The sequence below is a fragment of the Myxococcales bacterium genome, assembly GCA_016699535.1.
Classification (GTDB): Bacteria; Myxococcota_A; Polyangia; order Polyangiales.
The window spans coordinates 1,663,688-1,689,779 of the sequence record CP064980.1 but is presented as its reverse complement, the minus strand read 5'-3'; the positions used below and the strand labels follow the sequence as shown (position 1 = coordinate 1,689,779).

The following is a 26,092-nucleotide window of genomic DNA, read 5'->3' as shown; positions in this document are numbered from 1 at the left end:
CCATGAAAACACTTGTTGTCGCTGAATTGCTAGATGGAAAGCTCCGAAAGAACACCTTGTCGGCTCTTCGTTTTGCTTTGGACCTTAAAGAGAAAGCGCAAGCTCCCTTTGATATTTTAAGCATTGGACAAGGCGCATCGAGCGCCGCTGACGAATTGAAAGGCTTCGGCGCTGAAACGGTATGGAGTACGGAAATCGAAGGGGGCTACCTTGCCGAACATTACGCACCAACGATCGCCGAACTTGTCCAACAGAAGCAATACAATGTGATTGTTGCGACAGCGACCTCTTTTGGCAAAGATCTCTTACCCAGAGCAGCAGCCCGCCTTGATGCTGGCATGGCAAGTGACATCACTTCGATGAACTATGATGGCCAAAATTTAAGTTTTGTTCGCCCCATGTATGCAGGAAACGTTTTTGCAACGGTGCAAATTTCAACTCCCATCCAAGTCGTGACCGTGCGTCAATCGGAGTTCGGCGCAGCCGAAGAGCAAGGCAGCCAGAGTCCTATTGCGCCCTTTGCTAAAATCACGGCCGGACCCACTGATAAAATTGAATTTCTGGAGCTAAAAAGCGTAAAAAGTGAACGACCCGAGCTCACAGATGCGAAAGTCGTCGTATCAGGCGGTCGTGCCCTAAAAAGCGCTGACAACTTTAAAACATCCTTGAACCACTTGTTGATGAACTTGAGCCGCCATGGAGCCTCTCGCGCCGCCTGCGACGCAGGATACGTCTCTGGGGATCTTCAAATTGGGCAAACTGGCAAAGTCGTTGCGCCCAACCTCTACATTGCAGTAGGTATCAGTGGCGCTATCCAGCACCTCGCTGGCATGAAAGGCTCAAAGGTCATTGTTGCAATCAACAAAGACAAAGAAGCACCGATAGCTCAAGTCGCTGATTATTTTTGGGCAGCCGATCTTTTGATGCTGTGCCCGCGCTCACGGAAGAGATAAAGAAAATCAAAGCCCAAGGCTAACATGCAACGTTTATCCATTTTAAAACAATGAAATCGTTACCATCACAGCCAAGGGCCAGCATTTGCAAGTCAAAGGACGTCGCAGCATCGAGAGTGACACCTGCTGGAGTGAAAACCTCGCCGTAAAAAAACGGTCCTCAAGCTATTCAAAACAGAAATGGGTCACTGTTTGCAGCACGGCAAAAAACGATCCTCGTGCAGAAAACGGTCGCTATGAAATCAAAGCACAGGGACCTGAGAAGTTAGTGTTTAAAGATCTGAGTCGCTATGACTGGAAACTTCGCGGCTCGCATTGTGTTGCGACGACCACTTCAATTCAGTTGCATACTCGAGTCCATGAGACGCCGGACAAAAGCATTCCAGTAGACAAAATGCATGGAAAAAAGCGAGAGAAAGACGGTCAAATTGAGGAATCTGAACCTGAAGAGCTTGCCGATCTGATTATAAATCGCTGGAAAATTGGAACGAGTTATGATTCTGCCCCTGAAAACACCGAGCCACCCACAGAGATAACGGCGCCATTTCAACTGGAAAGCTACGCTCCGGTTGCAAATAATCCGAGCGAAAAGCAGGATATCTGGCTATTATTAGCCACTTGCTTGGGTGTAGCCGCACTTATTATGGCGTGGTGGGCTCTTCGCAACAGGTAGGGAAAACTAGACAAAGACGTTACACCGCGCCAAATAAAAGGCATTAGCTTGATCGCCGCCGGTCAGACCGGCTATGCTAGAGTAAGAGGAATTGGTAGCCTACAACGCTGTATGCTGTACTAAATCCGCTGAAATAACATAGGAAATCAAAAAGCGAATGAAAATCACGTGCGAAGCCTGCGGCGCAAAATACTCCATTGCCGATGAAAAAGTAGCTGGAAAAGCTTTTAAGATTCAGTGCAAGAAATGCAATGCTTCGATCGTTATCCATAATGAGCAGCAGGGTGTTTCTGAGACCGACGATAGTAGCACTGAACTTTGGCACGTCGTAGTCGATGGGGAACAACAGGGACCGCTTAGTGCACAGCGCGTGGGTCAACTCATTGCAGGTGGCGACATTGATTGGGATGGCTACGTCTGGCGGGAGGGTTTTGATGACTGGAAAGTTGCGCGAGACGTCCAAGAACTTGTCCAAGCCGTAAAGGGATCCTCCTCTGTTTCATCCCAAGCCGCGATTCAAGTGGGAAGCAGTGCCGATGAAGCCGATTTGTTTGATAGCGACGATGAAGTCACGCGTGCTCAAAGCACTGAGAGCGTCAAAGATATCATTGCATCCGCATCGAAAGTAACTCGCGCTTCGGCAGCCGCAGGAGCCGATTTGTTTTCAGCCAGCCCCGAGCCCTTGCCTGCAACGGCGCCCGCTGCGCAGCCCACACCTTCAACAGCAGCCGCCTTCTCTCCTTTTGGAAGCGCGAACGGGCCAAACTCTGCAGCAATCCAACCAAGCAACTCTGAGTCGTTAGGGAGCGCTCCTTCAAATGCAGGTGACGATAACTTAATTGGAGCTCGTCACGAAAACTCCGTACTTTTTCATTGTCCAACCTTAAAGATCTCTCGACCCAACGTCCCGAGACCCAGCAACAGTCTGCCGCCGTAAAAGCCGGTGTACCTGCTGGGGCAGCATCCGATGACGCTTCCGGTCTAATAGACATTAAGGCACTGGCATCAGCAGCAGGCAGCACCGCAGCAGCAACTCAGAACAGGGAGTCCTCTTCCTCGATTGCCGACCAGGTGTTTTTCAGTGCGCAAAACAATATTCCACTCGCACCGCTTGCTGCTCCGTCCTTGCGCGCTGAGTCTAGCTCTGAGCTCAATAATAAAACATTGCTCATTGCGTTAGGGGTGGTCGGTATTTTAGCACTGGTTGCTATTGTCCTCGTAGCAGTCTCTATGTTTACAGGCTCTGACGACAAGCAAGACACTCTCGCATCGGCACCAACCGCTATTAACAGCCAAGCCGCAGCGACAGCTCAACCGACAGAGCAGGAAGCTCCTCAGCCTGCAGCAACGGTAGAGCAACCGGCGGGAAAAGAAGACCCCTCTACGGAAGACAACGAAAAACAAGCCAGTGATGAAAAGCAGGACAAGAAAAAAAGCTCGTCGCACCGCACTTCTAAATCACGAAGCAGCGGAAAAACATCATCGAAATCAAATGACACCGCAGAGACGACAACCAAGAAATCATCGGGCAGTATCGATGACTTGCTTGATCAAGCTATTTCGGGTGGCTCCACTAGCAGCGCTTCGTCCAAGAAAACTTCAAGCAACTTGCCTAACACACCGAGTCGTTCCGATGTGGTTTCGGCACTACGTGCCGTAGAAGGAAGTGTTAAAGCTGTGGCGCAGGTAAAACAGGAATCGCCCAAACAGCCATTCGTGTAACCGGCTCAACAGGTCGAGTTGCGAGTGCAAAAGTATCAGGAAATTTTGCGGGTACCCCAGCAGCAAGGTGCATCGAAGGCGCCGTGCGCAAAGCCCGTTTTCCTAAATTCAAGCAGTCTAGTTTCAGTATCAACTACCCGTTTAGACTCTAAGAAAACAAAGCTACGCGATCGAGCGAAGGTATTCTAATGCAGTACGAATACCAAAGCCAGTGCCGCCTTTGGGCGTATCACCGTGCATTGTTTCCAAAAATGCCGGGCCAGCAATATCAACGTGCACCCATTTGTTTTTGCCAATGAACTCTTTTAGGAACAGCGCTGCCGTGATGGTCCCTCCGTAAGGTCCATCGCAATGTTTCATGTCGGCGATACTGCTCTTCAAAAGCTCTCGTAAATCAGTATCGAGAGGCATGCGCCAATACATCTCGTCTTGCTGTTCGGCAGCCACAATGTAGCTCTGTGCAATGTCATCGCTGTTTGAAAAGAAACCAGCGCGACGCGGTCCAAGGGCCACCATGCACGCTCCGGTTAGTGTTGCATGATCGATGAGCAAATCCGGCTCAAGTTCATCTGCATAGCTCAACGCATCGGCCAGAACAAGTCGGCCCTCGGCATCGGTGTTGATGATTTCAACCGTTTTGCCATTCTTTGCAGTAAAGACGTCACCAGGCCGATAGGCATCGGCTCCCGTCATATTTTCGGTCGAAGCCACCAAACCATGAACTTCAACGGGTAGACGTAATGCTGCTGCTGCTACGACAACACCAATGGTCACGGCAGCACCCGCCATGTCGCATTTCATATCCAACATAGCTTTCGAAGGTTTGATACACAAACCGCCTGCGTCAAACGTAATGCCTTTCCCAACAAAAACAATTCGCTTTTTTGCTTGAGCAGGCTTGTAGCTCATATGCACAAAACGCGGCTCCTGGGCGCTGCCACGGTTGACAGCCAGAAGCAGGTTCATGCCCATGTTTTGAATCTCCTTCTTATTGTAGATTTTGCACTTCGCCCCAACCTGATCACAAGCTTGCTTTGCCGCATCAGCAAGTGCCGTTGGCGTCAAATCATTCGGAGGGCAATTCACTAAGTCACGAGCGAAGTTGACGGCACCACCAATGATAGCGCCTTCTTGAAGCGCACGTTCTAGCTCCGGAGTGTTCTGAGATTTATCAACAAGAAGCACTGCTCGGTTAAGTTTGGTCTTTGGTTTTTTACTTTCAGAAAAATAACGATCATAGAGATACGAACCACCTAACAAGCCCTCGGCTGCGGCGCGTACTGCTGGAATATCGGTCTGTGGAAGAATCAACGCGATGCTGGTGAAGCGTCGCGCATGCCGCGCGGTTCGCACCGCAATTGTCCTGCAATGCGCTGAGCTAACCTTAGCCGCGCCTAACCCGACAAGAATGATACGCTTCACTTGGCCTTTGCCTGAAAACTGGAATTGAAGTATTTGCCCCTTGCTGCCCTTAAATCCCTCTTCCGCAATCACTCGCTTCAGTGCGCCACTACTCATTCGATCCAGCTGCGCGAGACTTTCGTCCTTTTTAGCTGCTTGGAATATACTCCCAATCCAACTACGTCTGCTTTGATCTTTTTAATTCCGTCGGTGGCCAAACTCAGTTTCATGAAGCCTCTCTTTTCGTGATTACGAAGTGCATCCTGCCACGGCCCACGCCGAAGCTCAACTATGCCGCCTGACGGTCGCCGGCTCTAAATCCGCCAATTCACCAAATGCTCGCGCTAAGTACTGAAAAACTCAAAAGGCCTCGTTTGGTCATCAATTTGCACTCAACAAGCGCATTCTAAAAACCCAAGAAGGAGATCTATGTTCCACCGTAAGACCATCTCAGGTATATTTCTATCAATCGCACTGGCAAGTCCGGTTGTAGCGCCAAGCAAATCGTTTGCTGAGAAAAAAGAAGAGGTGCAGGCGCCTCAATCGCCACAGCCGACCGATTCGCTAGAAATCAATCTCAACACAGCAACCCTAAAAGAGCTCATGCTACTTCCAGGGATCGGCCCAGCGAAAGCAGAAGCCATTATTAAGCTCCGTGACAAACGAAAAAGCTTCAAGAAAATCCATGAAATCTTGCGTGTAAAAGGCATTGGCCGCAAAACGCTAAAACGACTGCAACCCATGTTGAAGCTTAGCGGGGAAAACCACGTGCCGAAGGCAAACAAAGAAAAACGCAAAACTGCTCAAGAAAAAAGTTAGAGGCCTACAGGCCACCTTTGATGCGTCGAACGCTGGCTCCGACCGCTGCGAGCTTATGCTCTAAACCTTCGTAGCCGCGATCAAGATGGTAGACACGCCGGATTTGAGTGCTGCCCTCAGCCACCAAAGCGGCAATAACCAAACAAGCGCTTGCGCGCAAATCGGTAGCCATCACCTCGGCACCTTGAAAATTTGTTGGACCAGAAATGGTGGCCTCTCGGCCATGCAAAGAAATGTTGGCAGCCATGCGCCTAAGTTCACCGACGTGCATAAAACGATTTTCAAATATCGTCTCAGTAATCTTTGATTGCCCATCAGCCATACACATCAAGACCATTAACTGGGCTTGCATATCGGTAGGGAAGCCAGGAAAAGGCGCGGTTGTAAGGTTGATGGGCGTGAAAGGCAGCTCTGCAGAGACCCATAACACATCTTCGTTCTCTTCCACTTTTATACCCATTTGGCGAAATGCATCACAAGTCGCTCCAAGGTCTCGTGCGCGAGCTCCAACAATACGCCCTTCGCCCCCCGTCGCAGCAACCGCTGCCATATAGGTGCCGGCTTCGATGCGATCTGGCATCACGCTATGATTCATCCCACCAAGCTCGCTCTGCCCAACAATACGAATGGTGTCGGTACCATCCCCTTCGATTACCGCTCCCATACTGCGAAGGGCACAGGCAAGATCGACAATCTCGGGCTCTCTGGCAGCTTGACGAAGGATGGTTTCGCCTCGCGCAAGTGTCGCGGCACACAAAAGGTTTTCAGTGCCTGTCACGCTAGGAGTTTTCAGTGCTATATCCGCTCCGCGTAAACCATGCGGCGGTACGGTGACATCGACATAACCGTGCTGCAGCAATACACTCGCCCCGAGAGCTTTTAGTCCGTCGACATGCTGATCGATGGGCCTTGCTCCTATGGCGCAGCCTCCGGGCATCGAAACGCGTGCTCGACCGTAACGAGCTACCAAGGGGCCAAGCACCAACACCGAGGCACGCATTTTTTTCACAAGATCATAGGGGGCTTCGTATTCATGCACGCCCGTGTTCTCAATGCTCACAGTGGAGCCTTGCCGATTGGTTTTCAGGCCTAAATGCTCAAGCAAACTAAGTGTTGTCTGTATGTCACGTAGCTGTGGAATATTTGTAATCTCGTGTCGCCCCTCTGCCAATATCGAAGCACACAAGACTGGGAGCGCTGCATTTTTCGCTCCACTTATTTTTATTTCCCCGCACAGACGTCGTCTGCCTTGGATGACAATGCTGTCCATAAACGGCCTGTACCCCGCTCTTGCCGCTTAGGCAAGCATTTGTGAAAGTCGGCCACGCAGTACGCAGACGACAGGAGTTCAGCTATGCAAGGGATGCTCCGAGGACAAAACAAAATATCCCTACAAAAACCAACCCGCCCCAGCGGACTGCTTCGTTTTTGAGAAGCTGCTGCTCAGGACCGAAAGCTCGATGAAAAAACACAAAAGCGCCACCTACCCAAAGAGCAAAACCCAACAGCAAAACAAGAGTCCAAAACGTATTGGGACCGCGAGAATGTTCTAGCTCTGAGAAATAGTCTTTGCGCAACGACGCTTTGCTCTTTGCGACATCTTTGGGAAGAGGGGGCAAACTTGCCATGAGGCTGGCGATCTCTCGGTTGCTACGCTCGAGATAATCACCATGCGGTGTATAGAAACTTCGCGAAGACATGATAGCTGCCCGCATTGAACGACGCGCGGCAAGCGCGCCATGCACATCGCCTGACTTTTTGTAGGTGTTCGCAATGCGTTCAAGTTGATCCAAGGCACGTGTAGGTGTCGAGAACAAAGGCAGATACCATCGCGCCGCGCGGCGATAGTGCACAATGGCGGAATCAAGATCGCCGCTCTTTTGTAAAGTAGCGGCTTCTTCATATTCTGCATGCGCAGCTAGCGTTACACGAATGACCATCACGGCTAGCACGATCAGTAGTGCCAAATAAACCATGCGTTTTTCAAACGATGCTTTGCTCACAAGAAGTCTCTTTTTCGAAACAGCAGCGCGGCAAAAAGCAGCAAAATAGCCGAATAAAAAACGGTGTACCCGAGTGTCATGCCAAGATACTGAACGGCGCCTCCCTGATCGTGCAGCTGCAGGCTAAGAGCGCGGTAGCCCGGAACATACAAACTAAAGTTTGGAACCACTTCTGCTAAAACGTGCATAACCGAGCGGATGGCTGGGGCAAGCACTTTTGATTTCATGGTGGCCATTTCATGCGCCGAGCGCCCAGCAACCCAAACGCCAAAGGTAAGCACCCCGGTTAGAAAAGGAGTCGAAAACGAAGAAAACAGCAATGCCACCGAACTCAGCACCACAAGCTCAGCAATGCTCAATGAAAGCATCGCTGCCATCGGAAACACGGCGATATTCGCTTTCCACAGAAGAAAAAGGCCCGCCACAATGGCCAAAAAAGACCAAGGGATGAGTACGGCTGTACGATCACGCACTCGCCATAGCCCCAAAGCCAACGCGAGAGCCAGCGCCCCAGGAACAAGGCTCATGATCCAAAAACCTAAACCGGCTTGCAAAGCCATCACCCAAAACTGAACAAAACCCATGGTCATCACAAACACAGCGCCCGTTAGACCGATGCCAAAAAATTTTCCGACTAGAAACTCCGCACGGTGAATGGGTTTGGGAAGAATAACGTAGAGTGTTTTTCGCTCAATCTCTTTGTACAAAAGAGACGATCCCAAAAACACACCCACCAGAACCGTAAACAAGGATATGGATGCCATACCAATGTTTCGGACAATCCGCTGCTCTTGGTTCAACGATAGCTCAGCAAGCGCAAGACTAAAAAGAAGCACCGCCGTTGCAAAGGCCAGAACTCCATAGAGCACTCGGTCGCGCACTGCTTCACGAAAAGTATTCAACGCTATTGCATAGACTCTAGAAAGCACCGTTATTTTCCGCCTGTTAGATGAGAAGTTGATTCGAACACCGCTTGAGTGCGGTTGACGAGATCTTTAGACAAATAGTCACCTGTTGCAAAAAAACTAAACACTTCTATACCAACGAGCCACATGCACAAAGCAACTGCGCCCGAAACCGTACGCCAGCGTCGACGTACCGCATCGTTGCTAACCCAGCCTCGAAGCACACCCCAGGCTACGATGCCCTGGGCCCATTGAAAACACACGGCAGTGATACCGAGCACATAAAGCACAATATAGATTGGCTTCCCTGCTTCAGCATAAAGCGCAAAAAAAACAGCCGATGCTAAGTCGGCCTTTCCAAGATTAGACAGCCAAAACTGCCAAAGATGAACACTGCAAAAGACAATGACAACAAACCCAGCGATTCGCTGCAAACGACGAAGCCCAACACTGCCATACTGAGAAGGAGCAAGACCTTCACCGCGGATTGCTAACAACAGCCCCGTATACGCGTACAGAAGAAATGGAATCACCATCGCTAAAACGGTTAGCCCGATTCGCGCAGCACTCGGCAAAAGCTCAAAACGAGCGTAAAAACTAGCTAGACCTTGCCGCGCGGCCCAAAATTCCCATAGCTGAAACAAAAATAGGCCATCAATACAAAGCCCGATAGCGCTCGCAACCGCATAAGACTAAAATTGGGTCGCGAGAGGCGGGTAATGGCCTCTTCAGTAATCATCATGGCCGAAATGTTCGACGCTTTCGGCCATGCGGTCAAGTCATTGGACGGGCGCAACTGTAAATAGAGCCAAGCGCCGCTCAATTGCCCGAGAGATCGCCCAGGTTGGGGTCTGTGAAACAAGTCGGAACAACGAGCCATAGCCGAACTTCTCGACGCTTCGCTCCAGGCATGCCGTCTACAGCGAGGAGGAGCAAAGCCGTATTCCAGCTCCAAAATCGAATCGACTGGCTCGTCCGCTACCTTCGTTTGAGGCAAGCAACTCTTACACGATAGGCCCTGCGATAGGTTATAGTCGAGACATGCAAAAGCATGCTCCGGTTCTTCTTTTGGTGAACCCTACCTCAGGAGGAGGTCAGGCACGCGCCAAACTGCCCGCTATCGAGGCGACATTTAACGAATGCAAGGTAAACTACCGCCTGCGCTTCACGGAAACCGACCTGCATGCCGCTGCCATCGTACGTCAAGCCCTATCCTCTCGCCCTAAGGTTGGTATCGCCGTGGTCGGTGGAGATGGAACGCTCAATGAAGCGGTCAATGGTTTTTTCGCAGACGATGGAAGTTTGCTTGGTCGAGAAAGCTGGTTAGGGCTACTCCCCTCGGGTTCCGGCAGCGACTTCGCGCGCAGCATGCACTTACCGAAACAAGGCGGCGAGGCCGTGCGCTACATGCTCGCATCCGCGACACGCTCCTTGGACGTTGGTCATGTCAAGTACACGACAGAGCATGGGCAGATGGCAGAACGCTATTTTCTTAACATCGCGAGCTTTGGTTTGAGCGGTGCTACGGATCGCATTGTCAATCGGTCCTCGAAACTTCTTGGCCGCTTTGCCCATCTCAATGGAGCGTTGCGCGCTCTCCATCAGTACAAGCCCCAGGATATTGAACTTATCCCCGATGGGCGAGGAAGCATTAAACGTAAAAGTTGGTGCACGGTTATTGCCAACGGCCAGTTTTTCGGTGGCGGCATGCACATTGCAAAAAACGCTAACCTTCAAGATGGCTATTTCGAGCTAATCGATATCGGCACCATGAGCTTCTTGAAAAAACTGAGTTTTGGAACGTCCTTGTATGGCAACACAAGCAAACTACCTAATGAAGTCATTGCACATCGCATTCAGCATTTGAAAGCTCTACCGAGCGATCCGTCATCCCAGATACCCATTGACCTCGATGGCGAGTCTCCAGGCTTCTTACCTGCAGAATTTAAGGTCCTTCCGCAAGCCTTACGCTTCCGTGGCTAACAATGACCTAATTTTTACGTGAATAAACTCCACTTTGTGGACGTCAAATAGCTGTACAACTATATGTAAGCATCTAAATAACAAAGGTTATTGGGACAACTTCTGTCGTGCACACCAAGCAAATTCGATTTCTGTTTGCGATTTTCTTTCTTTGTGCTTTGCACATGGTGTCAGCAGAACTAGTCACCGCATCGCCTAAAGCAACCACGCACAAGCCAAGAACACAAAAACAACGTGTTCAAAAAAAACGTGCTTTGCCCTACCAATCGTGTCGAAAAATTCGCAACAAAGCTAAGGCTGCTGCGTGCATCAGACGAAAAAAGCGAATGCTTCGAAAAAACCTAGTGCGACGAGGGAAAACACGCACTCATCGAACTTCGACTACTGCTGCAAAGCAACGCAATCCCATTCCGCAGGTCTATCCTGAGCTTAGTTTTCTACAACAAAAAACAGCAGCCTCGGATATCCCTACAGGTAAAGCTATTGCCAGCACCGACAGTGACACGTGCAAGACACTTCTAAAAAAGCACGACGTTGAATTTACCAATCTCGATCCGGATGAGTTTCAGAGCATCGAGCAGCCCTTGTCGCTTCAAAGCGATATCGGAGGAATCACTGTTCACACACATGGAGGACACGAGGATCAAAGCATTCTGGATTGCCGCCTAGCATTGGCTATTCTGGCATGGAGTCCCATCTTACGCGGCGCAGGGGTTATCGGCATCGAACACTTTTCGATATATCGTCCTGGCGCAACTGTGGCAGGCACCTCCAAGCAAAGCGGCCATGCCACAGGTCTTGCTATCGACCTATCCTATCTACGTTTTGAAGAAGACACTTCGCTCAACGTGCTCGATCATTGGGAAACATACAAACGAAACACACCGCCTTGTGCATCCTACCCAGAGCAAAGCGAAGCTAATCGTCTATTTCGAGATCTCGTCTGCGAAGCTTTCCATCGAGGACTGTTCCAAGTGGTGTTAACCCCCCACTTCAACAAAGCCCATCGAAACCATGTCCATCTCGAGCTTGTCCCCGAGGTCGACTGGACCTATTTGCGGTAGTTTGAGGTTTTACTGTTTGGACCGCTGCACAGCAGCGCTCCAAACTCTCTGTCCTGCGGGGCTCGGGGGAAGAGCAGCTTGACCGCTGGGGGTGGGGATCATAGAAGGTGAACGCATTTATGCTTGGACTTTTATGCGATACGGACCCCTCGTGGGTCGAGGCGGCTCAGGCCGATTTGGATGCTTTGCTGTCCGATCATGCCCACTGCGAGGTCAAGGCCGCGCACACCGCGCTGAGCCTTGTGGCCAAGTTCGCTGGCGAGCAGCCCTCCTTGGCTGCGCCTCTGTCCGCCCTCGCCCAAGAAGAGGCCGAACATTTTGGACTGGTGCATGAACGTCTGGCCTCTCGCGGCAGCACTCTGGGTCCTCCTAGCAAAGACCCCTACGTCAATGCCTTGCTGTTGGCGAGCAAAGAGCTTGATCCTGGCACTCCCCTTTTGCTTGATAAACTTCTCATTTCGGCCTTGGTTGAAGCGCGCTCTTGCGAACGTTTCCGTTTGCTGTCTGAGAAACTAAACGACGCTTCATTGCGAAGCTTCTACCGCGAGCTCATGGCTTCGGAGGCTCGACACTATCGTTTATTCCGCGAGCTCTCGGAGCAGTGCTTTGGGCTGCTCGCATCCAAACGCCGTTTTGAGCACCTTGCAGAATACGAATCGAAGGTAGCATCCCAGCTTCCTCTTGGCCCCACGGTACACGGATAGGCCCACCCCTCGAGCAAAGAAACCCAATTTATGTCCCATACAAAACCCAAGACCGAACACTGGCTCAGCGAAAATATCAAAACCCTCGGCAGCGCCCTTGCCTTAGCCATGCTCATTCGCATCGTCCTGTTTGAAGCCTTTGAAATCGAAGGGCCCTCCATGGAGCCAAGCCTCTTGAACGGCGATCGAGTGGTCGTGGCCAAGTACAAGTACGGCCTGTTTCTTCCCTTTACCGACCATGCTTTGTTCAACTGGAGCGGGCCCAAAGCCGGTGATGTCGTCATCCTCAAAAGCCCCATGGAAAACATCGACATCGTCAAGCGCGTCATCGGTGTGGCCGGAGACACGATCGAAGTTGATCAAGATGCGATCATTCGCAACGGAAAAAAAATCTCCCACAGGAGCAAGGGCGAGTGTCTTGACGATGCATGCTCAACCTACGGTGGGTCCTCCGATTTATTTGAATGTACTTTATGGGAAGAGCAACTTGGTGAGCATCGCTATGCGGTAAGCTATGCCACGGATGCGGTGGATAATATGGTCAGCACCCGCAAAACTGCTATTCCTGAAGGCCATGTATTCGTGATGGGCGATCATCGCGATCACTCCAACGACAGCCGTTATTTTGGCCTCGTTCCGGTCAATCGAGTCAAAGGCAAAGCTCTTAGCATCTATTGGTCTTCGCAAAATGCCGACGACTATCTGAACATGGGAAAACAGCCCCCTTCGTGGTGGGAACGTATCCGGGGCTGCCGTGTAGGCAGTCGGATCCGCTGAGCAACACCATGACCGAAACAGCTCCCATACCAAGCACAGCGCTTGAGCTATGGTACAGCGCCACCCCTACTCATCGTTCGAAAAGCGAACAGCATTTTTGCGCCATTCTCTCGGATGACGAGCGCGAACGCTGGAAACACATTTCTCATCGAGCCACACAGTGGCAGTTTTTATGTGCACGCTTCATGCTGCGTTCCGTACTCAGTAAGCACCATGATTGCAAACCCGATCAATGGCGCTTTGCTTTTGGCAAACACGGCAAGCCCTTTATTGCTTCCCCAGACAACGCTAAACATTTGCAGTTCAATATAGCGCACACGGATGGAGCAATCGCGCTCGCCTTGGGACAGCACCATTACCTTGGCGTTGATATCGAAAATCAGTCCCGCTCTGCTAATATCCTGACACTCGCCAGACGACATTTTAGTTCGCACGAATTTGATCTACTCCAAAACAAAACAGAAGCTGAACAGCAGAAACTATTTTTTGAGCTTTGGACACTCAAAGAAGCCTACATGAAAGCACGCGGACTTGGTTTTGCTCTTTCGCTCAAACACATTTGCTTTGAGTTGCCGCTAAGTGATTCCATTCGCCTTCTTGCAAACGAGCACTTGCAGGACAACGAAAATGCGCAATGGCTTTTCTCAAGCTATCACATCATGGAGCACTACAGCCTTGCTCTGGCCGCAAAAATCGATGGCCACGGGCCAGAAAACGTCACCCTTAGCAAATCTGAATTTGGCATTATTTGAGGCATAAAACATGCCAACCATGGCAATGTTCCGATTATTTAATGCCATTTTTGGCAGGTGCAGCTTGCATCTCTATTTGTATTTCATGCGACAGATCTGTTTGCTTGCTGAGCAACGCCTTATGTTGCTTGAGCAGAGGATGCCATGCATGAAGTATCAGACTCTGTTCAGAGTCGCCGAGTTTGGGCAAGTTATCGATTTCAAAACGTCCCTGCGCGTCCGTCATCGCAAATACGGGATGACCAAGCACTACCAAATCGACCACGCCACAGGGAGAGGCAAAACCGCAACTGATACGCTGTGGCCCCACACCATCAAGTCGCGCTTTTCTGCTTGTGCCTTTGAGGATAGCCTGCAAAAAAGAATCGCGTTTTAGCTTCGGAAGAAAGGGAAAATCGGATTTGTTTTCAATGACAAGCTCATCGCCTCGCACTGCTGCCAAAAAGCTGGGCTTGAGACGACAGTTTTCGATGCGCATATGCCGCTTTTTTGCTTCGTGTTTGGGTGCAACAGAAAAACCAGTCACGCTAACTAACACCCCTCTAAACCACGCTGAGCAGAAGCATGCAAAGGCTGAAAATCCTCTTTACTCAAAGCCGTGCAGCTTGCCGGCCAAGACGAGGGCTTTTTCCCAGCAGAAATGTAGCCGAAAAGAGGGCGCCCTTGCAGGTCGGGCAGCGCTTCACCTTTTTTCAAACTCACCACGCCTCGTAACGTGCCTACGGGAACATCCGGTCGCTCAGCGCGCGTCTGCGTCTCGGGCGAAGTTTCTTTTTCTGCTACCAAAGGATGCGCCGGTGAGGCTTTCTTTGCATCCTTCGATTCTTTGCTGCACCCAGTTATGCCCGCCAAAAAAGCAAGCATGCAAAGTAGCAACACGCAATAGCCTATGCTCGTGCGACAACAAACAGTTGAGGTGGTTTGACGATAAAACTTAGACAAGACGACCGGCCGCTTCAATCGCCCAGTCAAGATAGTTCTGGGGCGTGATTCCCATTTTGATAACAAAAAATGCAGCCACGAGCAGGCCAACGACAACGTATCCAGAACGCATCGGCACCGCGATGGGAGCACCCGGCTCAGGGCTCTTCATGTAGGCAAAGACAAGCACCCGCAAATAATAGTAAGCAGCCACTGCACTGCTAAGCACCCCAAGCACAGCAAGCCAGGTCATCACGCCGCCCATGCTCACCGCTGCACTTAGCACGTAATACTTCGCAAAAAATCCCGCTGTCGGAGGCATGCCCATAAGCGAGAGCATGGCTACCGTTAAGGGCAAAGCCGCCAAAGGATGTCTTAGACCCACGCCTGCTAAATCTTCGTAGCTTACAGCTTCTTTGCCGCGCGAGCCCATGAGAATCAGCGAACCAAAGGCAAGCACGTTCGATACCGTGTAAGCCATCAAATAGTAAAACACGCTTGATAGCGCTGCATCGCCCATCTCCGTTGAAGCAGCAATGCCCATCAAAATGAAGCCGGCATGGCCAATCGATGAGTACGCAAGCATGCGTTTGACGCTGCGCTGCACGATAGCAGAGAGATTGCCCACAATGAGACTAAGTGCCGCCAGCACAGCAATCACACTAGGCCAACCTGTCACAAAGTTGGAGCTCAGCGGATCACCAAAAACCACAAGCACAATACGCGCCATAAGCGCAAAGGCTGCCGCCTTGACCACCACGGACATGTAACTGCTGACGGGCGTCACCGCCCCTTCATAAGCATCGGGAGTCCACATGTGAAAAGGCACCGCGCTTACTTTGAAAGCGACGCCCACGATGAGGAAAACCATAGCAAACATCACCAAACGGGTATCCGCACTGCCCTGGCTTATCTGACGGCCGATCGCGACAAGCTCGGTTGAGCCGGTGGCGCCGTAAAGCAAGGCCGATCCGAAAAGGAAAATCGCTGCTGCAAAGGACCCTAAAAGAAAATATTTAATCCCGCCTTCGGCCGAACGTATCGAGGAGCGCCGATAAGCCACAAGGGAGTAAACACCAAGCGACATGGTCTCAAGGCCAATAAACACACTGAGCAAATCAGTGGCCCGTGCAAGCACCATCGCACCAAAGGTGCTGAACAAAATCAGCACGTAAAACTCACCGCGCTCGAGATCATGCTCACGCAGGTAAGCGCCGGCCAACAAAGTGCACAGCGCAGCTCCGCCACAAATCACCACATCGAAAAACAAAGCAAGGCGATCGACCGCAAGGTAATTCCCAAAGAAAGCCGGCAAGGTGTAGTCCTGATGATGGCTCCAAAGAGTGCAGGATAGCGCCACAGCCAAAAACAAGGCGCCTGAAGCAATGAATGCATAGTCAGGGGCTTTCTTGAACACAACATCGGCCACCATCACAAGCAAGCCTCCCAATGCGACGCAAAGCAATGGGGTAAGAGGAATCCAAGCGCTCATGATGCATCTCCTGGTAGTGCTCGCGCCGCGCCAGCGCGCGCTCGACGTAATGCTCGCGCCGCCTCAACGCGCGCTCGACTAAGACTATCGCTCTTTGGGGAAAGCGCACTCACTGCTGCTGCAGCAGGCGCTTCGGGCATCGCTTCAGGTTCCGGCTGAACTGCGGGAAAAGCTTCGAGCAAACGCGCACTGTCGTCATTGTAAATGGCAATGAGTTTTGCATTGTACTCTTTTACAAAACGACCGACCGACGGTTCCATCGAATCAAGGAAGGTCTTTGGAAAGAGTCCTATCCAAAACACAAACACCACGAGAGGCAACAAAGCACGAAGTTCACGCCGAGAGACATCCGGTAGTTCTTGATTCTTAGGATTGCTAAGCGGGCCCCAAAACATCTTGAGCACAGCATGAAGCATGTAAATCGCAGCCAAGATTACACCCGTTGCCGCCAATGCGGCAAAGGTTCGTGGCCACGGAAGGCCTGCTGCGCCACCAAAACCTGACACGAAAGTGCTGGCAAGAATCATAAACTCGCCGACAAAGCCGTTGGTGCCGGGAAGGCCGACTGAGCTCATGGTGATAATCACAAAGAGCGTCGCATAAACCGGCATGACTTTGGCCAAGCCGCCAAACTCATCGAGCTCACGTGTGTGACGGCGATCGTAAATCACACCCACGAGTAAAAAGAGCGCGCCAGTTGAGATGCCATGACTGACCATTTGCAAAATGGCGCCAGAGATACCCTGCGCATTCATTGAGAAAATGCCGAGCATCACAAAACCCAAATGGCTTACCGAGCTATAGGCTACCAGTTTTTTAACATCCTTTTGCACCCAAGCGCAGTAAGCGCCGTAGATGATTCCCACCACAGCAAACTGCGCTAGGAACATTGGCGCCAACTTGTGCGCTGCATAAGGAAAGAGCGGCAGCGCAAAACGGATGAAACCATAGCCGCCGAGCTTCAGGAGCACCGCAGCAAGAATGATCGAACCACCCGTTGGGGCTTCAACGTGCGCATCGGGAAGCCAGGTATGGAAGGGAAACAGTGGCACTTTGATGGCAAAGGCCAACGCAAAGGCAATGAAGAGCCAATACTGTGCGCCAACAGGAAGAACCAGTCGCGTAAGTTCTTGGATATCGAAAGAATAGTGCCCTGCAAGAGCTTTGTACTGCATCACGGTGTAAAGAATCGCCACGAGCATGAGCAAACTGCCCACCATCGTGTAAAGGAAAAACTTAACTGCTGCGTAAACACGTCTCGGGCCGCCCCAAATACCGATGATGAGATACATCGGAACCAGCATCAGCTCCCAAAAAACGTAAAAGAGGAACAGGTCGAGCGCCACAAACGCACCAAGCATACCGACTTGAAGCAACAAAAAGGCAATGGCGTACTCTTTAACTTTGGTGTTCACAGAGCTCCACGACGAATAAAGCGCAATCGGTGTAAGCAAGGTGGTCAGAAGCACAAGCCACAGGGAGATACCGTCGATGCCTAATTTATAAGCGATCCCTAAGCTTGGTATCCACTCGATCTGCTCAATCAACTGGTAGTCGGCGCCGAAGACAACCTTCGGATCGCACAACAAACCGGCAACGGAAATCACAAACTCAAGTAGCAACAATGCCAAGCTAAAGACCCGCACCGCTCCTGGGGATTGCCGCGGGAAAAACAACAAAGCAACCGCTCCGAGCAGCGGTAGAGCCAGCAGCACACTAAGCAGATGAGGAATCACAAAGCACCTCCAAAAGTGGTCAAACTGGCATGGGGCTTGGCTTCACCTGTCTTTGAAGATGGTTTTGCGCCAAGCACACTGCGTATTTTACGTTTCTGCACGTTGCCAAAAGCATTTCGAACGGCCACCGTACTTTCGACATAGGTAGAGGCACGCAAGGTTACACCGTTGGGCACTAGGCCAAGGTAGAATCGATCGGCAGGCCTGAACTCAACCACACTTTGATGCGGGCCTACTTCACGACCGCCAGCAAACAAAGGATTGCCATTCGGCCGGATGAAAAGAGAGCCGACAATGCGCAACCGCGCTTCGCCGATCCGAACGGTATCGCCCGTCAGCATGGAAATAGGCGTACTCACTAACCTGCCTTTAAACAACACCTGAGCGCCGTGAGGCTTAAGCAGGTAGCGGCCATGTCTCAGCACCAGCTCTGGCAACTTAAAGCCACTGCCCTGTGCATGCCAAGCTTCACCCAGGAGGTTAGCAGGAATTTCACCTTCACTTAGCTCAATCTCTTTGCCAGCACCACTAAGCAAAGCCGCGCCGTACTGCACCACCATGGCGCTTGTGGGTGCATAGCGCTTATAGACTTCTTGCACCGCTGAGCCGTACAGCATCTTGTTGAGATACAGCTTCTTACGCTCACCAAGTGCCAAGTGAATCTCCTTGCGCGCTGGAGCAAGACGTCCGCCCTCAATAAAGAGCACGCCACCCTTCGGTTCTGCGTTGCTAAAGTCGCTTACCTGCTGAGCACTCGATGCACTCCATGGCGTTTCAAATTTGCCATCGGAGTTAAAATCCCAGCGATACATATAGCCAAGCCCCTGCGAAGCTTCGAACTCCACTTGCTTGCCTTCGGCATGCGCTTCAACTTGAGCATGTGGGAACAAAAGCCACCACGCGACAAACACAAGGCCTGCAACGAGTGCAGCAGAATAGGAAAAAATCACGCCAGTTTGGATGCGGCTAACCAAAAAGCCGGCAAGCCTTACCAGAACTGCAATAAGCTTCGTAAAGCCATCCACGACATAGCGGTCAACCCCAGCTAGCAGACGAGCAAAGCGCGCCATCGGTCGAATAATCAAAAAACCATAAAGCTCGTCCACGCGCCATTTATCAAGCAACAATTGATAGAGACCTGGCATAGCCTTAGCCCAAGTTTCGGTCGTTGAAGAGGGTCCGCGACGGTAAAGGCCATACGCCGCTCCGATGCCAAGCAAGGCTGCAGTGCTGCCCGAAGCCATAAGCTGAAACGAAAGACTGGCAGGAGCGTGAGCCTCACCACTGTAGATTTCAACACTTGCAACGCGGAAAACCGGCTCCAGCCACAAGCCCCAAAGGTTTGGCAAGATATGCAAAACATGCGGAAAGCCCAAGTAACCAACGAGCACTGCGCCAGCACCAAGCACAGCAAGTGGCACCGTCATGCTTGATGGTGATTCATGAGGATGAGCGTCGCCGCGGTACTCACCTGCAAAGGTGAGTAGATAAAGGCGAAACATATAAAAAGCCGTGAAGGTAGCGGCAATCAACAGCACAATCAGCACAAAACTGCCAAGCCATGGAATGGGAAAGAAGCTTGCGCCATGCTCCGAGCTACCAAGCGCTGCGCCGAGCAAGATTTCATCTTTGGAAAAGAAACCACTAAAGCCAGGAACGCCCGCAATCGCCAGACAACTTACCAGAAAGGTCCAATGGGTTTTGGGCAACTTCTTTCGAAGGCCACCGAGCTTGAACAAGTCCGCATCACCATGCGCTCCAACGGCGTGCATCACCGCAAAAGCGCAGTGAGTGATCCAACCACTGCTACGACCGCCATCGCAGTTGCGCTTTGAGCAAATACTACTGAGAGACGACAACAGAGATAAACACCCGCCGTGACCATCGTGGCCGCGTGAATCAACGCCGAAACAGGAGTGGGTCCTGCCATCGCATCCGGCAGCCAAATGTACAGAGGGATCTGTGCGCTTTTGCCTGCGCAACCGAGCAAGAGCAGCAAGCCAATCGCCGTTGCTAAGGTCATCGTCACGCTGACGCTCCCCGGCATCAACATCGATGAAAGACTGCCCGCACTGGCATTGATGGTGTCAAACTCCAAACTATAGACGGTGCTAAAGAGCAAAAACATCGCTAGCAACACGCCAAAGTCACCAATGCGGTTGACGACGAAAGCTTTACGTCCGGCTTTGGCGTAGTCGGGGTTTTCATACCAATAACCAATCAAAAGATAGCTACACAGACCAACGCCTTCCCAGCCCACAAACATCACCGGCATGCTGCTGGCAAGCACCAAAATCAGCATCGAAGCCATAAAGAGATTCAGATACGCAAAAAACCGAGCGTAACCCGGATCGTCGTGCATATAGCCGAGACTGTAGATGTGAATCAACAAACCAATGCCGCTCACCATGATCGCCATCACTGCACTGAGGCGGTCGAGCACAAAGGCAACTTTGATGGGAATGGTATGTTCACCTACGGCTAAAGAAAACCATTCATACACTTCGTAACGAATGGGATTTCCGCTGTACCAAACCTGGCCTACCACAACGAGCGCAAGCACAAAGGAGAGCGCAACCGTGCCAACACCAACCAAGCCAACCATACGCTTGGTACTGCTTCGTCCGAAAAAACCATTGATCACTGCTCCAAAAAGCGGAAGCAGCACTATCCAAAGTAAGGTACGTTCGATTGCAAAACCTAAGTTCATAGCTATTTCAATGCCTCAACAGTTTGGCTTGATCACTACGGATATTTTTCTGCAAGCGATACAAGCTAATAAGGATAGCAAGACCTACAGCAGCTTCTGCTGCAGCAACCGCAATCACAAAAAAAGCAAACAACTGCCCGGTATGATTGGCGGGCATCCAACGATTGAAGGCAATGAGCGTGAGGTTCACGGCATTGAGCATCAACTCAATCGACATGAGCTGAATAAGCACATTGCGCCTCGACAAAAAACCCATCGCTCCAATGCCAAAAATCAGAGCAGACAGCGCAAGATATTCTCCCAAACCTACCTGCATAAGTCTGTTCCTTTCACGTCGCACCCGAATCAGCAGCCGAAGAGGAAAGCGGTTGAGTGTGCTTTGTGTCGCCCTGGGCTAACTCTGCACGACGATCTTCCAAGGCTTTGATTTCAGCACGACTTCGGCCTCGGGCCACGGCAATCGCCCCCACAATCGCAACAAGAAGAAGAATGGATATCAACTCGAAGGGCACCAAAGCGCCTGCGCGAATCACTCCTCCGTGACTTGTTCCGAAAAGCTCCTGAGAAAATGCCCGCACTCCGCCAAACGTTGCACAATCCGAGGAAGGACTCTCAATACATCCTTTTATCGCACCAGCTTCTCGCTTTATATTGGCCATACTAAAAGCAAGTGCCACAGTGACCAGCAACATCGCACTTACGGCCATGCTGCGTACAATCACACCACGCTCGGTGCCTTCGATCACTGCGCTCGGGCCAACGAGCATAATAACAAAGACGAAAAGCACGACCACCGCACCGGCGTATACAAGCAACTGCAGTGCAGCAAGCATCTGCGCATGCAACATAAGATAAAGACCAGCAAGCGTTATAATGTGAAGCAATAGCGCCATGGCTGCACGCAAGGGGCTGCGCACCGAAACGGTGGCAAGCGCTGAACCCAAGGCCACCAACGCACAGATATAAAAATAAAAATTAGACAAGGGGATCATGCCGTTGCTCCTAGCACCAGCGAACGGGTCGAATCATCAAGACGCCCAAAGCCGCGTTTGTTTTGCGCGGCTTCGATAAATTCATCACGAAACTTCTGTACCATCGCTAACATCGGCATGGCCGTACCGTCTGCAAAAGCACAAATCGTATTGCCCATCATGTTGTTTGCTATATCAACCAACAGCGCCGCATCTTCAGTCTTGGCTCTGCCCTTGCTAAATCCATCAAGGACATCGACCAGCCACCCCGATCCTTCTCGGCACGGGGTGCACTGACCACAGGATTCGTGTTTGTAGAACTTCATCAGATTCAAACATGCATCGACCATGTTAACGGAACTGTCCATCACGATAGCGCAGCAGGTGCCGAGCATAGTGCCTAGCGCACGAAAGGTATCCACTCCCATCGGCACATCGATATGACTTTGACCGTGCCATTTATGCAGCGGGTCGTTTTCATAGGGCGCATGAACAAGATCATCAGGCCTCAGTACCGGAGTTGAAGAGCCGCCAGGAATAACTGCTTTTAGCGGACGATCTTCATGCAACATCCCACCACCGAAATCGTAGATAAGCTCTCTTAGAGTCAGTCCCACAGGTGCTTCATAGATGCCAGGCTTTTTCACATGGCCACTCACGCCATAGAGCCGGCTTCCACCATCGCGCTCAAGTCGGCTAAGCGCAGACCATTTTTCCCCACCCATTTCCAAGATACTGGGCACCGCTGCAATGGTCTCAACATTGTTCACTAGGGTCGGTTGGCCAAAAGCACCAACTTGCGCAGGGAAAGGCGGCTTGAGCCGAGGTTCGCCACGTTTGCCCTCGAGCGAGTTCAGAAGCGCGGTTTCCTCACCACAGATATAAGCACCGGCGCCAGGATGCACATAAACGTCGATGCGATAATCTTTGCTAAAGGGACTCGAGCCGAGATAACCCTTCGCGTAGGCTTCTTTGATGGCATCTTCAAGACGCTTAATCGCAAACTGCAACTCGTGCCGTACATAAATGTAAGCCACATGAGCACCCACCGCATAGCAGGTAAGAATGCAGCCCTCGACGAGCGCATGCGGATCTTTTTCCATGATGGTGCGGTCTTTAAAGGTACCCGGCTCGCCTTCATCGGCATTGACCACCAGATATACCTGCTGATCGGGACCTTGATTGATAAAGCCCCACTTAATTCCCGCCGGAAAGCCTGCTCCACCGCGTCCGCGAATGTTGGCCGCCTTAACTTCATCCTTAATCTGTTGCGGGCTCATCTCATGCAGCGCTTTTCGAGCCAATGCATAGGCTCCAAGCTTTTCGGCCTCGTCGATGGTCCAGCTGCGTTCGTGGCCGTAGCGCTTTGAGATAATTTTGGGAGCGTCAATCACGGCCACGGTACTCCTCTAAAATAGCGTCAAGTTTCTCTTCCGTAAGATCTTCAAAATACTTGTCGTTGATTTGTATCATCGGGCCATAACCGCAAGCGGCCAAACACTCGGCCTTTTTCAGGGTAAACTTGCCGCAAGGACTGGTTTGTCCCATTTTACAGTTCAGCTTTTTTTCAAGCCGTTCTTGCACTGCTTTGGCACCGCGCAACTCACAAGATAAGGTTCGGCACACCCAAACCACATTCGGAGCCACTGGTTGTTGATGATACAGCGTATAAAAGGTGAGTACCCCTTTGACTTGGCTGGTGCTTAGTTCCAAGCGTCCGGCAACAAAATCGACAACGTCCGCATTTATCCACCCTTGCTGTTCTTGGCACAGATGCAACAAAGGCAAACAGGCAGCGCGTTTGCGTGGGTAACGACTTAGTAGTTCTTCGACCTTTTTTTCACGGTCTTCTGAAAGTGCAAAGGCCATATTCCGAGCGCCGCTTTACCATTCTGGGGCTCGGCCGACAAGCACATGCTCCCATTCCAGACATACAAGCAGCAAGGAAAGGCTCTTGGGCCTGGTTTTAAGCTGAGATTGAAGGATCGTCTCCGTCATATAACCTCAGTGCATGGTGGCTCAATTGTCCTTTCCTTTCCGAAATAGGGCAAATCCGTATAGTCTGCCAAAGTCCCCCTAAGACAGGAGGCCTAAGGTGGCATTGTATTGTTCAAAGTGTGGAACCAAAAACAAAGAAAGCGCGAGTCGCTGTATCGCCTGCGGCTACGATCTAAAACAGCAGGCCAAAAAGAAATTTAAGGGCACCATGCTCATGGGGGCTGCATCGTCCGCACCTGCGCCGAACCCTCATGCCCAAGCGGTCCCTGAAGAAAAAGTTGCAGTGGCACAACGCAGCGCTCACGGCACCATGCTTATGGGAGCTGCATCCGCCGCACCGGCAGCAAGTCCGAAGCAGCCTCACACTCAGCAACCAGCGGCCACCGCACGAACCCAAAGCCTTGCCAACGAAGAGCCAAGCCCAGCAGCAGCCACACCAGCCCGAGTGCAGCCTTCCGCGCGCGCTCAAGCGGCGGCCATCCCATCTCACAGGCCCTCCGCCCCTCAGCTCGATCACCATGCCCCGCCACCACCGCCAACTGCCCCTCGCAGCCTCAACAGCTACGCAAGCGAAGCCCTGTTGCCCAGGAAAACCAACCCGTTCATCTGGATTATGGGAGCCGCCGCGGCATTGGGACTGATAGCCTGCCTCGCAACCGCCGTTGTGTTCATCAATTTCGTAAAGCGCACGAACGCGGCAGCACTTACGCTGCGTGAAACCCTGGCTAGCGAAAACGGCCGCATGCACGTTGGCATCGCACTTGGCAGCGTCATGGCGGGATGCAAATCGGACGATTGCAAAAGCGTAGCTGACTACTTTCATCCGAGCTTACGCAACGACATCAAAACTAAAATCGGCTTGGTCGATAAAAAGTCTCTTAGTGCGCTTGCTGATCGCGACCAATCCGAGGCCATCCTGCTGTCCAGCACCGAGGATGCTCCCGTCGCCGACAGCCTGCAACTTGATCCCGAACAATGCGTACGAGTAAGCAGTCTTGATTTAAAAGTCATCGGCTGCCATTTGCAAAACCACCGCTTTGCTATCATCCAAATCGAGAAGAAAACGCCTTAAGCAACCGTCACTTTAGCAAGCGTTGCTTCACTCAACTACTCAAGATCAAGTCGATAAGCCACGATTACCGTGGTTTGGTGGGATTCCTTGCGTCGATGGGAAATAAGCAGACCGGGAATGCCTTGATTTGAAGAGGCTGTGCGCAATTGCCAAGGGCTGACCAGCAGCTCGTCAAAAGACTGTTTTCGCAAGCGCGTCCATCGCAATGTTTTGGGAAGCTCCTGCGCCTTTGGAAAAGCCAAGACTGAACGATCCGCATCCGGCCGAAGCACCCAAGCGGCTAGCACTTGTGAATCGCCGCGCAGTTTCGAAAAAAGCGCTTCTGAAAAAGCGCCATCGTCGCCAAAACCACCTTCACCTTCAGCGGCGTGTCTTACCCAACGATCAAACTCAGAAAAGCGATCCAAAAAAGGAACGCTTGCTTCATCCAGTGCTTTCGTCTTTGACCGCTGGCAACTTGGGCAAGCAATTGCCAGGACCAAGGCCGCCAAAAACACGGCCTGAATCATTTGCCGCAAACTCATTGTCTCGAGCAACACTACGCCTCCAGCTACATTAATACACGCCCATGCTCCGTTTGGAAAAGATTGATTCATCGGGCCGCATTTAGTCCTCCGGCAGCGCTAGCGCGACGCAAGCCAGACGGCTATACTCCAAAACCGTGTCCCTAATAGAATTTTCTCATGTCAAAAAGGCTTTTGGCGACAAACGAGTCTATCGTGATCTTAGCTTCTCAGTCGAACGCGGCGAATCACTCGGAGTGATCGGCGGCTCAGGCCAAGGCAAAAGCGTCATGCTTAAGATGCTAATCGGTTTGCTTTCCACCGATGCCGGATCGATTGAATTCGACGGAAACGAATTGACCCATCTTGATGAAAAAGCATTTGCTCCCATTCGCAAACGCATCGGCATGCTTTTTCAAGGGGCAGCATTGTTTGACTCACTCAGTGTTCGCGAAAATGTCGCATACGGCCTGCGCGAACACGAGCACGCCTCGGAACAAGAAATCACCGAACGCGTTGCCGAATCACTCGCTTACGTGGGTCTTGCAGGAATCGAAGACATGATGCCATCCAGCCTCTCAGGAGGCATGAAAAAACGTGTGGCTTTGGCTCGCGCTATTGCCATTCGCCCCGAAGTATTGCTTTATGATGAGCCTACAACGGGACTTGACCCTATCAACACGACCCGGATTAACCGGCTTATTTTGCAATTGAAAGAGCGTTTACATGTTACTTCGATTATCGTCACCCACGATATGCACAGTGCTGCCTACGTCAGCGACCGGATCGCTATGATTCACGAAGGCGAAGTAATTTTCACAGGCAGCCCGGAGGAAATGCGTCGCAGTGACGATGAGCGGGTACGCAATTTTGTCGAAGGCATCGCTCCTGAAGACGAAGATCCTGAAACTCTTATGCGAAACGCTTTTTAGA

At 51.4% G+C, this 26,092-nt stretch carries 26 protein-coding genes and 1 pseudogene; 12 read left to right on the top strand and 15 right to left on the bottom strand.

The features are described 5' to 3' along the window. Positions 1-2: 2 nt before the first annotated feature. The 4 genes from IPJ88_08065 to IPJ88_08050 all read left to right on the top strand — a co-directional run bounded on the left by IPJ88_08065 (position 3) and on the right by IPJ88_08050 (position 3,348). Entirely contained in the window at positions 3-953 is a 951-nt protein-coding gene (locus tag IPJ88_08065; protein QQR91658.1) for an electron transfer flavoprotein subunit alpha/FixB family protein, read from the top strand. Positions 954-1,038: 85 nt separating this feature from the next. Next, the gene (locus tag IPJ88_08060; GenBank protein QQR91657.1) at positions 1,039-1,626 is read left to right on the top strand and encodes a hypothetical protein; all 588 of its coding nucleotides are present in this window, start codon (positions 1,039-1,041) and stop codon (positions 1,624-1,626) included. A gap of 157 nt (positions 1,627-1,783) precedes the next feature. Continuing rightward, complete coding sequence (locus IPJ88_08055; protein QQR91995.1) at positions 1,784-2,563, top strand: zinc-ribbon domain-containing protein; 780 nt, start codon at positions 1,784-1,786, stop codon at positions 2,561-2,563. Then, the gene (locus tag IPJ88_08050; GenBank protein QQR91656.1) at positions 2,500-3,348 is read left to right on the top strand and encodes a hypothetical protein; all 849 of its coding nucleotides are present in this window, start codon (positions 2,500-2,502) and stop codon (positions 3,346-3,348) included. The genes IPJ88_08055 and IPJ88_08050 overlap by 64 nt, the downstream gene beginning before the upstream one ends. 162 nt (positions 3,349-3,510) lie before the next feature. On the opposite strand, the gene IPJ88_08045 is transcribed toward IPJ88_08050, so the two are convergent. Further along, positions 3,511-4,923: a leucyl aminopeptidase gene (locus tag IPJ88_08045; protein ID QQR91994.1), complete on the bottom strand. Its 1,413-nt coding sequence runs from the start codon at positions 4,921-4,923 to the stop codon at positions 3,511-3,513. A 255-nt stretch (positions 4,924-5,178) separates the two neighbouring features. Between IPJ88_08045 and IPJ88_08040 the strand changes: the two genes are divergently transcribed. Beyond that, positions 5,179-5,568 (top strand): helix-hairpin-helix domain-containing protein, encoded by a 390-nt coding sequence (locus IPJ88_08040; GenBank protein QQR91655.1) that lies wholly within the window; start codon positions 5,179-5,181, stop codon positions 5,566-5,568. Positions 5,569-5,572: 4 nt separating this feature from the next. On the opposite strand, the gene murA is transcribed toward IPJ88_08040, so the two are convergent. The 4 genes from murA to IPJ88_08020 all read right to left on the bottom strand — a co-directional run bounded on the left by murA (position 5,573) and on the right by IPJ88_08020 (position 9,120). Further along, on the bottom strand, positions 5,573-6,838 hold the full coding sequence (gene murA, locus IPJ88_08035; protein ID QQR91654.1) for a UDP-N-acetylglucosamine 1-carboxyvinyltransferase: 1,266 nt from the start codon (positions 6,836-6,838) through the stop codon (positions 5,573-5,575). A gap of 82 nt (positions 6,839-6,920) precedes the next feature. After that, positions 6,921-7,571 carry a hypothetical protein gene (locus IPJ88_08030; protein QQR91653.1) on the bottom strand — a complete coding sequence of 217 codons (651 nt, stop codon included), beginning with the start codon at positions 7,569-7,571 and terminating at the stop codon, positions 6,921-6,923. Next, positions 7,568-8,473 carry an ABC transporter permease gene (locus tag IPJ88_08025; GenBank protein QQR91652.1) on the bottom strand — a complete coding sequence of 302 codons (906 nt, stop codon included), beginning with the start codon at positions 8,471-8,473 and terminating at the stop codon, positions 7,568-7,570. Before IPJ88_08025 ends, IPJ88_08030 begins: the two co-directional genes overlap by 4 nt. A 29-nt stretch (positions 8,474-8,502) precedes the next feature. After that, on the bottom strand, positions 8,503-9,120 hold the full coding sequence (locus tag IPJ88_08020; GenBank protein QQR91651.1) for a hypothetical protein: 618 nt from the start codon (positions 9,118-9,120) through the stop codon (positions 8,503-8,505). Between the two features lie 397 nt (positions 9,121-9,517). On the opposite strand from IPJ88_08020, the gene IPJ88_08015 reads away from it, so the two are divergent. The 5 genes from IPJ88_08015 (at position 9,518) to IPJ88_07995 (ending at position 13,756) form a co-directional block, all read left to right on the top strand. Further along, a complete protein-coding gene (locus tag IPJ88_08015) occupies positions 9,518-10,459 on the top strand; it encodes a diacylglycerol kinase family lipid kinase (GenBank protein QQR91650.1) in 942 nt (313 codons plus the stop codon). A 164-nt stretch (positions 10,460-10,623) separates the two neighbouring features. Beyond that, positions 10,624-11,523 carry an extensin family protein gene (locus IPJ88_08010; GenBank protein QQR91649.1) on the top strand — a complete coding sequence of 300 codons (900 nt, stop codon included), beginning with the start codon at positions 10,624-10,626 and terminating at the stop codon, positions 11,521-11,523. A 119-nt stretch (positions 11,524-11,642) separates the two neighbouring features. Continuing rightward, positions 11,643-12,227: a tRNA 2-methylthio-N6-isopentenyl adenosine(37) hydroxylase MiaE gene (locus IPJ88_08005; protein ID QQR91648.1), complete on the top strand. Its 585-nt coding sequence runs from the start codon at positions 11,643-11,645 to the stop codon at positions 12,225-12,227. Positions 12,228-12,257: 30 nt separating this feature from the next. Next, positions 12,258-13,004, top strand: a complete 747-nt coding sequence (gene lepB / locus IPJ88_08000; GenBank protein QQR91647.1) for a signal peptidase I — start codon at positions 12,258-12,260, stop codon at positions 13,002-13,004. An 8-nt stretch (positions 13,005-13,012) separates the two neighbouring features. Beyond that, positions 13,013-13,756, top strand: coding sequence for a 4'-phosphopantetheinyl transferase superfamily protein (locus IPJ88_07995; GenBank protein QQR91646.1), 744 nt, complete (start codon positions 13,013-13,015; stop codon positions 13,754-13,756). 34 nt (positions 13,757-13,790) lie between these two features. On the opposite strand, the gene IPJ88_07990 is transcribed toward IPJ88_07995, so the two are convergent. The 9 genes and pseudogenes from IPJ88_07990 to IPJ88_07950 all read right to left on the bottom strand — a co-directional run bounded on the left by IPJ88_07990 (position 13,791) and on the right by IPJ88_07950 (position 23,455). Then, complete coding sequence (locus IPJ88_07990; protein ID QQR91645.1) at positions 13,791-14,282, bottom strand: hypothetical protein; 492 nt, start codon at positions 14,280-14,282, stop codon at positions 13,791-13,793. Positions 14,283-14,287: 5 nt separating this feature from the next. Continuing rightward, complete coding sequence (locus tag IPJ88_07985; protein QQR91644.1) at positions 14,288-14,635, bottom strand: hypothetical protein; 348 nt, start codon at positions 14,633-14,635, stop codon at positions 14,288-14,290. A 55-nt stretch (positions 14,636-14,690) separates the two neighbouring features. Continuing rightward, the gene (locus IPJ88_07980; GenBank protein QQR91643.1) at positions 14,691-16,169 is read right to left on the bottom strand and encodes an NADH-quinone oxidoreductase subunit N; all 1,479 of its coding nucleotides are present in this window, start codon (positions 16,167-16,169) and stop codon (positions 14,691-14,693) included. Further along, positions 16,166-17,905, bottom strand: coding sequence for an NADH-quinone oxidoreductase subunit M (locus IPJ88_07975; GenBank protein ID QQR91642.1), 1,740 nt, complete (start codon positions 17,903-17,905; stop codon positions 16,166-16,168). The genes IPJ88_07980 and IPJ88_07975 overlap by 4 nt, the downstream gene beginning before the upstream one ends. Continuing rightward, a pseudogene (locus IPJ88_07970) lies at positions 17,902-20,615 on the bottom strand (hypothetical protein). The gene IPJ88_07975 and the pseudogene IPJ88_07970 overlap by 4 nt, the downstream one beginning before the upstream one ends. A gap of 7 nt (positions 20,616-20,622) precedes the next feature. After that, positions 20,623-20,931, bottom strand: coding sequence for an NADH-quinone oxidoreductase subunit NuoK (gene nuoK / locus IPJ88_07965; protein ID QQR91641.1), 309 nt, complete (start codon positions 20,929-20,931; stop codon positions 20,623-20,625). Between the two features lie 13 nt (positions 20,932-20,944). Beyond that, entirely contained in the window at positions 20,945-21,607 is a 663-nt protein-coding gene (locus IPJ88_07960) for an NADH-quinone oxidoreductase subunit J (GenBank protein ID QQR91640.1), read from the bottom strand. Beyond that, positions 21,604-22,980, bottom strand: coding sequence for an NADH-quinone oxidoreductase subunit NuoF (nuoF, locus tag IPJ88_07955; protein QQR91993.1), 1,377 nt, complete (start codon positions 22,978-22,980; stop codon positions 21,604-21,606). The genes IPJ88_07960 and nuoF overlap by 4 nt, the downstream gene beginning before the upstream one ends. Continuing rightward, a complete protein-coding gene (locus IPJ88_07950; GenBank protein QQR91639.1) occupies positions 22,973-23,455 on the bottom strand; it encodes an NAD(P)H-dependent oxidoreductase subunit E in 483 nt (160 codons plus the stop codon). The genes nuoF and IPJ88_07950 overlap by 8 nt, the downstream gene beginning before the upstream one ends. Before the next feature lie 226 nt (positions 23,456-23,681). Between IPJ88_07950 and IPJ88_07945 the strand changes: the two genes are divergently transcribed. Then, entirely contained in the window at positions 23,682-24,656 is a 975-nt protein-coding gene (locus IPJ88_07945; protein ID QQR91638.1) for a hypothetical protein, read from the top strand. A 35-nt stretch (positions 24,657-24,691) separates the two neighbouring features. On the opposite strand, the gene IPJ88_07940 is transcribed toward IPJ88_07945, so the two are convergent. After that, complete coding sequence (locus tag IPJ88_07940) at positions 24,692-25,252, bottom strand: hypothetical protein (protein QQR91637.1); 561 nt, start codon at positions 25,250-25,252, stop codon at positions 24,692-24,694. 65 nt (positions 25,253-25,317) lie between these two features. Between IPJ88_07940 and IPJ88_07935 the strand changes: the two genes are divergently transcribed. Beyond that, positions 25,318-26,091 carry an ABC transporter ATP-binding protein gene (locus IPJ88_07935; GenBank protein QQR91636.1) on the top strand — a complete coding sequence of 258 codons (774 nt, stop codon included), beginning with the start codon at positions 25,318-25,320 and terminating at the stop codon, positions 26,089-26,091. Position 26,092 lies beyond the last annotated feature (1 nt).

Bases quoted from the DNA above. Each gene is read 5' to 3' on its own strand.
- IPJ88_08065 (QQR91658.1), top strand. From the start codon at position 3: ATGAAAACACTTGTTGTCGCTGAATTGCTAGATGGAAAGCTCCGAAAG.
- IPJ88_08055 (QQR91995.1), top strand. From the start codon at position 1,784: ATGAAAATCACGTGCGAAGCCTGCGGCGCAAAATACTCCATTGCCGAT.
- IPJ88_08040 (QQR91655.1), top strand. From the start codon at position 5,179: ATGTTCCACCGTAAGACCATCTCAGGTATATTTCTATCAATCGCACTG.
- murA (QQR91654.1), bottom strand. From the start codon at position 6,838: ATGGACAGCATTGTCATCCAAGGCAGACGACGTCTGTGCGGGGAAATA.
- IPJ88_08015 (QQR91650.1), top strand. From the start codon at position 9,518: ATGCAAAAGCATGCTCCGGTTCTTCTTTTGGTGAACCCTACCTCAGGA.
- IPJ88_08010 (QQR91649.1), top strand. From the start codon at position 10,624: ATGGTGTCAGCAGAACTAGTCACCGCATCGCCTAAAGCAACCACGCAC.
- IPJ88_08005 (QQR91648.1), top strand. From the start codon at position 11,643: ATGCTTGGACTTTTATGCGATACGGACCCCTCGTGGGTCGAGGCGGCT.
- lepB (QQR91647.1), top strand. From the start codon at position 12,258: ATGTCCCATACAAAACCCAAGACCGAACACTGGCTCAGCGAAAATATC.
- IPJ88_07995 (QQR91646.1), top strand. From the start codon at position 13,013: ATGACCGAAACAGCTCCCATACCAAGCACAGCGCTTGAGCTATGGTAC.
- IPJ88_07980 (QQR91643.1), bottom strand. From the start codon at position 16,169: ATGAGCGCTTGGATTCCTCTTACCCCATTGCTTTGCGTCGCATTGGGA.
- nuoK (QQR91641.1), bottom strand. From the start codon at position 20,931: ATGCAGGTAGGTTTGGGAGAATATCTTGCGCTGTCTGCTCTGATTTTT.
- IPJ88_07960 (QQR91640.1), bottom strand. From the start codon at position 21,607: ATGATCCCCTTGTCTAATTTTTATTTTTATATCTGTGCGTTGGTGGCC.
- IPJ88_07950 (QQR91639.1), bottom strand. From the start codon at position 23,455: ATGGCCTTTGCACTTTCAGAAGACCGTGAAAAAAAGGTCGAAGAACTA.
- IPJ88_07940 (QQR91637.1), bottom strand. From the start codon at position 25,252: ATGAATCAATCTTTTCCAAACGGAGCATGGGCGTGTATTAATGTAGCT.